Origin of the sequence: Buttiauxella noackiae ATCC 51607, assembly GCF_001654865.1 — a bacterium.
GTDB lineage: Bacteria > Pseudomonadota > Gammaproteobacteria > Enterobacterales > Enterobacteriaceae > Buttiauxella > Buttiauxella noackiae.
Genome location: NZ_LXEO01000056.1, coordinates 1 through 7,949, shown reverse-complemented (window position 1 = coordinate 7,949; position 7,949 = coordinate 1). Strand labels below are relative to the sequence as shown.

The 7,949-nt window shown below is 48.8% G+C and carries 7 protein-coding genes and 1 riboswitch; of the genes, 2 read left to right on the top strand and 5 right to left on the bottom strand.

Annotated elements, in window-relative coordinates; translation table 11 throughout:
* Positions 1 to 23: 23 nt before the first annotated feature.
* Both murI and btuB read right to left on the bottom strand, forming a co-directional pair.
* Positions 24 to 890: a glutamate racemase gene (murI, locus tag M979_RS18260; protein WP_074388682.1), complete on the bottom strand. Its 867-nt coding sequence runs from the start codon at positions 888 to 890 to the stop codon at positions 24 to 26.
* A complete protein-coding gene (gene btuB / locus M979_RS18255; protein WP_157093271.1) occupies positions 835 to 2,694 on the bottom strand; it encodes a TonB-dependent vitamin B12 receptor BtuB in 1,860 nt (619 codons plus the stop codon). The genes murI and btuB overlap by 56 nt, the downstream gene beginning before the upstream one ends.
* 68 nt (positions 2,695 to 2,762) lie before the next feature.
* Positions 2,763 to 2,947: riboswitch (cobalamin riboswitch) on the bottom strand.
* Positions 2,948 to 3,057: 110 nt separating this feature from the next.
* On the opposite strand from btuB, the gene trmA reads away from it, so the two are divergent.
* Positions 3,058 to 4,158, top strand: coding sequence for a tRNA (uridine(54)-C5)-methyltransferase TrmA (trmA, locus tag M979_RS18250; RefSeq protein WP_064555959.1), 1,101 nt, complete (start codon positions 3,058 to 3,060; stop codon positions 4,156 to 4,158).
* 45 nt (positions 4,159 to 4,203) lie between these two features.
* On the opposite strand, the gene M979_RS18245 is transcribed toward trmA, so the two are convergent.
* Positions 4,204 to 4,560, bottom strand: coding sequence for a YijD family membrane protein (locus M979_RS18245; RefSeq protein WP_064555958.1), 357 nt, complete (start codon positions 4,558 to 4,560; stop codon positions 4,204 to 4,206).
* A gap of 14 nt (positions 4,561 to 4,574) precedes the next feature.
* Positions 4,575 to 5,219, bottom strand: coding sequence for an HTH-type transcriptional repressor FabR (gene fabR, locus M979_RS18240; RefSeq protein ID WP_115631628.1), 645 nt, complete (start codon positions 5,217 to 5,219; stop codon positions 4,575 to 4,577).
* A 192-nt stretch (positions 5,220 to 5,411) separates the two neighbouring features.
* Between fabR and sthA the strand changes: the two genes are divergently transcribed.
* The gene (sthA, locus tag M979_RS18235) at positions 5,412 to 6,812 is read left to right on the top strand and encodes a Si-specific NAD(P)(+) transhydrogenase (RefSeq protein WP_034461384.1); all 1,401 of its coding nucleotides are present in this window, start codon (positions 5,412 to 5,414) and stop codon (positions 6,810 to 6,812) included.
* Here the strand turns inward: sthA and oxyR are convergent.
* Positions 6,786 to 7,712, bottom strand: a complete 927-nt coding sequence (gene oxyR / locus M979_RS18230) for a DNA-binding transcriptional regulator OxyR (protein ID WP_034461386.1) — start codon at positions 7,710 to 7,712, stop codon at positions 6,786 to 6,788. The two genes, sthA and oxyR, sit on opposite strands and share 27 nt — an antisense overlap.
* Between the last annotated feature and the right edge of the window lie 237 nt (positions 7,713 to 7,949).

Sequence of the window (7,949 nt, the reverse complement as noted above, 5' to 3'; positions counted from 1 at the left end):
TTTTTATTTCAACCGTCGCTTTTTTATTCAAAATCGCTGCATACAGCTAGTTTTTCAAGCCTTGGGAAGCCATAACGCTGTAAAACGGGTGCTAATTGAGCAATCTCTGGCGTGAGCCCCATGCAGAACGCAATATTCTCATCTGCAGATAATGCATTCGGAGATTCATGTTCTAAAAGCCATACCGTACGGCGAGCAATCGCAGCACCTGAATCTATCAACCGAGTGCCTTCCGGCAGGACTTCCAGCAACTCTTCTTCTAATAGAGGGAAATGGGTGCAACCCAATACCACTGTATCTGGTGGTTCTTTCATTCTTAGCCACGGCCGAAGGATTTTACGCAGTTCCTCAAGGTCGACAGGTTGACCATGTAACTTGGCTTCTGCTAATTCCACCAACTCCGCCGAACCGAGCATTTCGATTTTGCATTCCGACGCAAAGCGTGCAACCAGTTCGTGCGTATAAGGACGGCGAACTGTACCGCGAGTCGCCAGTAAACCCACCACACCATTAGTCGTCAGGCGTGCAGCTGGCTTAATAGCTGGAACAACGCCTACAACAGGGAAAGCAAATTTCTCACGGAGCGCGGGAAGCGAAACGGTACTCGCCGTATTGCAGGCGATGATAGCGAGTGCGAGTGGGTAGCGTTCCTGAACCGCAGTAACAATTTCAACTACGCGCTCAACTATGAACTCTTCGCTTTTCTCGCCGTAGGGGAATGCTACGTTATCGAAAGCATATATATAGTGCAGGTCAGGCAAAAGCTGCCGGACTTCGTCATACACAGAAAGCCCACCGACACCGGAGTCAAAAACCAGTACGGTGGGACGTGTATTAGAAGGTATAGCTGCCAGTGAGGTAATATTCCCGTCCTGGGGTTTGATAGCCATAAACCGTCTCGTAATCTTTATCGAACAGGTTGGCGATTCTACCACGAACGGTGAGATGAGAGGTTATTGGATATGAGGCAGCAATATCGACCAAGCTGTAACTCGGCATCCGACGCTGAGTTGAAGCGAATTGGTTGGTATTATTATTAAAGCTCTTACTAAAATATTGGTAAGCCACATCCATATCAAAACCAAACATATTCCAGTCCAGTTGATATTTATACTGTTGCTTAGAGCGATGCGCTAAGACCTCATCATCTTGATCACGACGCGGGTCCAAATATCCTAAGGTTATTTGATGGCTGAAAATACCCGTATCGAAGCTACCAGTCCATTCTATACCTTTAATTGTCGCTGACTGAATGTTGTAGTAAGTCCCCTGCCAAGTGTCATCATCGTAATAATAGGTAATAAGGTTATCAATTTTGTTGCGATAGGCTGACAACTGCCAATTCAGTGGCCCAGTTTGTCCTTCAAAGCCAATTTCCCATTGCTGCGATTTTTCTGGGTCTAGATCAGGATTAGGTATAATACTCAGGCGCTTCTGCCCATACATTTGCCCTAACGTTGGTGCCTGGAATCCAGTACCATAAGATAGAGTCACGCGATAATCGGGAACAAACTCCCACCCTGCAGCGGTTTGCCAAGTGCCATTCCAACCAAACTGATCATTATCATCACCACGGGCTGAAGCCTCGAGGGTTACGGTTTTAACATGCTGCTGTGCTGTAAGGTAGTATCCAGTGTTGTCACGCTTATAGGTGTCAGCGGTGAAAGTATCAGATGAAGTCAGTTCCTGCTGCTGCCAGTCAATGCCAGCACTGATAGTGCCTTGGCCAACAACAAAACTATTTCCCCATTGCAGATTCCGCTGGGTCATATCGTCAAGAGAAGTACCAACGTTATACAACCCCAGCGTACTAGCATAATTGTAATCCTTATAACGCTGATAGCTACCAGTCAGTACGGAAGAGTAAATCCCATTGGTGAAGTTCAGGCCAGTCTCATAAGTGTGGTTGTAAAGCTGCCGCTCATCACCACCATCACGATAACCTGCGTCATAGCCTGTCTTATTACTATAACCATAGCCACGTGCAAATCCGCTGAACTGATCGTTAAAGGTGTGATTCACACCAGCCCAGAAGGTTTTATTGCGAAAACCATCACGATCACTATCAACACTGTAGGGAGAATCAGGACGGACGTTAAATCCTTTGGTGTCTTCAAAAGCACCCGCTACCGTCACTAAAGTCTTATCGCCAACCTGCTGACGAACGCTTCCATCATATTGTTGAAAATGATTGGAGCCGATACTCGCTTGGATTTGACCGCCGGGAGTATTGTTTTGAGTAATGACATTAATTACACCACCGATAGCATCAGCGCCATAAACCGCAGAGCGCGGGCCACGGATCAATTCAATACGCTGCACAAGCGATAAAGGAATCTGGCTGAAATCGGCTGTCCCAGCAATACCCGATTTTGCAAGAGGGATACCATCGACCAACACCAATGTATGGCGTGACTCCGCACCACGAATATAGATATCACTATTTTGCCCAATACCACCGCTAACAGCTATATCAACACCCGGTAAACGACGCATAACATCAACAAGAGATTTAGCCTGCCACTTGTCGATATCTTCACGCGTTACGATAGAAGTTGGAGCCAACACAGTATTCACCGGTTGCTGAAAACGGTTTGCCGTTACGATTAGAGTGTCATCAGAATTGCTGTCTTGCGCCCAGGCAGAAAAAGCCGTTACGGACACAGCCGTAACCAGCGAAAGTTTTTTAATCATCATTTATATAAGCATCCACTTCCATTAAGGATGCCGCAGACATAACAGATAGCACGCGATAGTTATGCAGATTGCGACGTATACCGGCAGGTCTTCGGGCTTGGATGTGTTTTACGGATGATGACTTCCCACTTTATTAAGCAGTGTCTGCACTTGGCTCTCATCCCACTATTCCTTACCGCTGCGCGTCAGCCCCAGAATTGCACTGGGTTCCCTTTTAACTTGTAAAAAGGCCGGAAACGCTATGCTACGACGTTGTTAATAATCTTGTCTATAAGCATCAAAATGCAACAGCACTGGACATCACGCACCTATTCCCTACAATTCGCCGCGTAGTTTGACTTTACTTACAGGTATCAGCTCATGACCCCCGAACATCTCCCTATTGAACAATACGACGCGCAACTGGCCGAAAAAGTCGCCCGCTTGCAAAGCATGATGGCCCCTTTTGCAGCTCCCGCGCCGGAGGTGTTCCGTTCGCCAGTCAGCCATTATCGGATGCGCGCTGAATTCCGCATCTGGCACGATGAAGACGACCTGTACCACATCATGTTTGACCAGGAAACCAAGCAGCGTATTCGAGTCAATAGTTTCCCGGCAGCAAGTGCGCTTATCAACGCGCTAATGCCAGCAATGCTCGATGGTGTGCGTGATATTCCCGCCCTACGTTATAAGCTTTTCCAGATTGATTATCTGACTACCATGAGCAATCAGGCTGTGGTTTCGTTGCTTTATCATCGCAAGTTGGATGAAGAGTGGCAGCAACACGCTGAAGCATTGCGCGATAATCTGCGTGCTCAGGGTTTCAACGTTCATTTAATTGGCCGTGCTACAAAGACCAAAATCGAGTTAGATCAGGATTTCATTGATGAGCGTTTGACCGTTGCCGGTAAAGAGATGATTTATCGCCAGGTTGAGAATAGTTTTACTCAGCCGAATGCCGCGATGAATGTTCATATGCTGGAATGGGCACTGGATGCAACTCAGGGTTCCAGGGGCGATTTGCTGGAATTGTACTGTGGTAACGGTAACTTCTCCCTGGCGCTGGCACGAAACTTTAACCGTGTGCTGGCGACTGAAATCGCCAAACCGTCAGTTGCGGCTGCACAGTACAACATTGCGGCGAATGAAATTGAAAACGTGCAGATTATTCGTATGGCAGCAGAGGATTTTACTCAGGCAATGAATGGCGTACGTGAGTTTAAGCGCCTGAAAGGTATCGACCTGAAAGGCTATCAGTGCGAAACCATTTTCGTCGATCCACCGCGTAGCGGCCTGGATGCAGACACCGTGAAGATGGTGCAGGCATACCCGCGTATTCTCTATATTTCCTGCAACCCACAAACCCTGTGCGAGAATCTGGAAGTATTAAGCGAAACCCATAATGTGTTGCGTCTGGCGCTCTTCGACCAGTTCCCGTATACACATCATATGGAATGCGGTGTGTGGCTGACACGCAAATAGCAAAACGGACGCCGAGGCGTCCGTTATTATTTCTGGCTAAGAATACTATTCAGTGACCTGCGCTTTACGGGCACGAACTTTGAAACCAATCCAGAACAGCAATGCGACTGAAAGCACCGCAGGCAAGAAGTTAGAGCCAATCGCCGGATACTCAGCCCGTACAACCGCGCTATATAACAAGACCCCCAACACGAAGCACGCCGCAGCAATACTTGGTAGGCCAACTGGCATCGTACGGTTCAGGTAGCGTTGATGCAAACAGTACACTGTTAGCACCAGCGTGATCATCGGGAAAATGGAAAACGGTACGACCGAGCTAAATAGCGCGACAAACGTTCCGTTAATTGCCAGGCCCGCAATAAACGCCAGCCCGAGCGTGCCTCTCTCTTGTAACTGTTTCATTGCTCTTCCTTTACTCACTCTTCAGATATTTGAGCTAATGCCACTTTTTCTTGCTCCCGGCGATACCAGTAGTACGCACCTTTTGAAATCATGCGTAACTGAAGTACCAGGCGCTCTTCAAGCTGACGACGCTGATCGGCATCAACGTCCAGCGCTTCAGCACCAGCACTAAAGACAATCGTAACCATTGCTTCTGCCTGCGCTTCAGTAAAGCTGCGAGGCATGCGATTTTCGAGTTCCAGATAGTCAGCAAGTTCCGCAATAAAGTGCTGAATTTCACGGGCAACAGCGGCACGAAATGCGGCAGAAGTTCCGGAACGCTCACGCAACAACAAACGGAACGCGTTGGGATTATTACCGATAAATTCCATAAATGTTGAGACGGAGGTACGGATTACACTTCCGCCTTTAGCAATTCTTTGCCGTGCCTGACGCATCAACTGGCGCAACATCAGGCCACTTTCATCAACCATCGTTAAACCCAGTTCGTCAACATCACGAAAGTGGCGATAAAACGATGTTGGCGCTATACCAGCCTCACGGGCGACCTCGCGCAAACTCAGGCTGGCAAAACTTCGTTCAGCACTTAACTGGCTAAACGCGGCTTCGACCAGAGAACGCCTGGTTCTTTCTTTTTGTTGCGCTCTTACACCCATCATATTGCCTGAATCTCTTAATCGAACTCGCACTATACCAGAGAATAACTTAACTGGTTTTATACAGGATTGTGAATGATTGTTTACGCGAGCCGCCTCGCGTTACACAGCAAAAAGCACAAGGATAATTGGGTTATCCCGCTGTTGATGTTACCATTGTGTTGCTTTTATGTATAAGAACAGGTAAGCCTTACCATGTCACACACCTACGATTATGACGCAATAGTAATTGGTTCCGGTCCTGGCGGCGAAGGTGCCGCAATGGGGCTGGTGAAACTCGGAGCAAGGGTAGCCGTTGTTGAGCGCTACCATAACGTGGGTGGCGGTTGCACTCACTGGGGAACCATCCCCTCAAAGGCGCTGCGCCACGCAGTCAGCCGCATTATCGAATTTAACCAAAACCCTTTATATAGCGACCACACCCATCTCCTCCGTTCTTCCTTTGCCGACATTCTTAATCACGCTGATAGCGTCATTAACCAACAAACTCGCATGCGCCAGAGCTTTTATGAGCGTAATCGCTGCGAGATGTTGCAGGGGGATGCACGTTTTGTAGATGCGCATACTATTTCGCTGGAATGCCATGATGGCTCGGTGGAGATGATCACCGCCGAGAAGTTCATTATTGCTTGTGGCTCGCGCCCTTATCGTCCGCCAGAAGTCGATTTCAGCCATCCGCGAGTGTACGACAGTGATTCCATTCTTAACCTGCATCACGAACCACGCCACGTCATTATTTATGGCGCAGGGGTGATTGGTTGTGAGTATGCGTCGATTTTCCGTGGCATGAACGTCAAGGTTGATTTGATTAATACCCGCGATCGCCTGTTGGCATTTCTCGATCAAGAGATGTCCGACTCGCTCTCTTACCACTTCTGGAATAGCGGTGTCGTTATTCGCCACAACGAAGAGTTTGAGAACATCGAAGGCGTGGAAGATGGCGTTATTGTCTCGCTAAAATCAGGCAAAAAAGTGAAAGCCGACTGCCTGCTTTATGCGAACGGGCGCACGGGTAATACCGATTCGCTGTCACTGGAAAATGTTGGGCTGGAAGCCGATGGCCGCGGTCTGTTGAAGGTCAACAGCATGTATCAGACCGCACAACCGCATATCTATGCCGTCGGCGATGTGATTGGTTACCCAAGCCTGGCATCTGCGGCTTACGATCAGGGCAGAATCGCGGCCCAGGCCCTGGTTAAAGGCGAAGCAACGGCGCATCTGATTGAAGATATTCCGACCGGCATTTATACCATTCCGGAAATCAGTTCAGTCGGCAAAACCGAGCAGCAATTAACGTCGATGAAAGTACCGTACGAAGTGGGACGGGCGCAGTTCAAACATCTCGCTCGCGCGCAAATTGTCGGTATGAACGTGGGCACGCTAAAAATTCTCTTCCATCGTGAGACGAAAGAGATTTTAGGGATTCACTGCTTTGGTGAACGCGCGGCAGAAATTATTCACATCGGCCAGGCAATTATGGAGCAGAAAGGTGGCGGCAACACGATTGAGTACTTTGTTAACACCACCTTCAACTACCCGACTATGGCGGAGGCCTATCGGGTAGCGGCTTTAAACGGCTTGAACCGCTTGTTTTAACTCTGACTCAAAATGGCCATCCATATGTGTACGGATGGCCTCTGCGAGTTGCTCATAGCGGCCACGTAGTGGAGAACCCGGACGATAAACCAGGCCAATAGTACGACGCGGCTCTGGTTTATAACATGGCAGATAAACCACGCCGTCACGGCAGCGCTCGTTTGGAACGGCCAGCGCAGGTAACAATGTTATCCCACTTCCGGCAGCGACCATGTTACGCAGCGTTTCAAGGCTGGTTGCACGGAAATGCGTGTCTTCTTCAGCTCCCGCTTCAAAACAGAAACCCAGCGCCTGATCGCGCAGGCAATGCCCGTCTTCGAGCATCAGCAACTTTTCACCGGCAAGATCCGACAATGGTACGCGATCACGGTCCGCCCACGGGTGATCCTGATAGATCGCCAGCATCATTGGCTCATCAAACAACGGCACTTCAATAAAGGCTTCGCTCTCTTTCACCAAAGCGAGAATCGCACAATCGAGTTTTCCGCTATCAAGCTGCGCTAACAGCTGATGGGTTTGCGCCTCATGCAGATACATTTCTAGTTTGGGGAAAGTTTTATGCAGCATTGGGATAATCTGCGGCAGCAGATAAGGCCCAACGGTTGGAATTAAGCCAATGTGCAGCGGTCCGGACATCGCCTCGCCCTGCTGACTCGCCATTTCTTTAAGGACTTTAACTTCTCGCAGTACAGTGCGAGCCTGGTCCACCAGCAACAAACCCGCCTGAGTGAACAACACTTTACGGCTGGTGCGTTCAAGCAACATCACGCCGAGTTCATCTTCAAGTTTCCGAATCTGGCCGCTAAGCGTTGGCTGACTGACATGGCAGGCATCCGCTGCCCGACGAAAGTGACGATGCTCAGACAGCGCCACCAGGTATTCTAGATCACGAATATTCATTCTCTATCCTCCGTCGCCATGATAGCCCATGGCGATAGAAATCATAGCAACGAACGATTATCCCTATCAACCATTCATATTGAATAATAGCCATCAACAGCACAAACCATCCATGAAGCATGGTTGTGTTGTAGGGAAACGCCTGTTCTCCGAACTAAGTACTGAAGCCAACGTGAATCATTTAGCGGACATTAAGTCCGCTCTTTTTTTTATTCGTTATGACTAGTCCTGATATAC

Bases quoted from the DNA above. Each gene is read 5' to 3' on its own strand.
- murI (WP_074388682.1), bottom strand. From the start codon at position 890: ATGGCTATCAAACCCCAGGACGGGAATATTACCTCACTGGCAGCTATA.
- trmA (WP_064555959.1), top strand. From the start codon at position 3,058: ATGACCCCCGAACATCTCCCTATTGAACAATACGACGCGCAACTGGCC.
- M979_RS18245 (WP_064555958.1), bottom strand. From the start codon at position 4,560: ATGAAACAGTTACAAGAGAGAGGCACGCTCGGGCTGGCGTTTATTGCG.
- oxyR (WP_034461386.1), bottom strand. From the start codon at position 7,712: ATGAATATTCGTGATCTAGAATACCTGGTGGCGCTGTCTGAGCATCGT.
- btuB (WP_157093271.1), bottom strand. From the start codon at position 2,694: ATGATTAAAAAACTTTCGCTGGTTACGGCTGTGTCCGTAACGGCTTTT.
- sthA (WP_034461384.1), top strand. From the start codon at position 5,412: ATGTCACACACCTACGATTATGACGCAATAGTAATTGGTTCCGGTCCT.
- fabR (WP_115631628.1), bottom strand. From the start codon at position 5,219: ATGATGGGTGTAAGAGCGCAACAAAAAGAAAGAACCAGGCGTTCTCTG.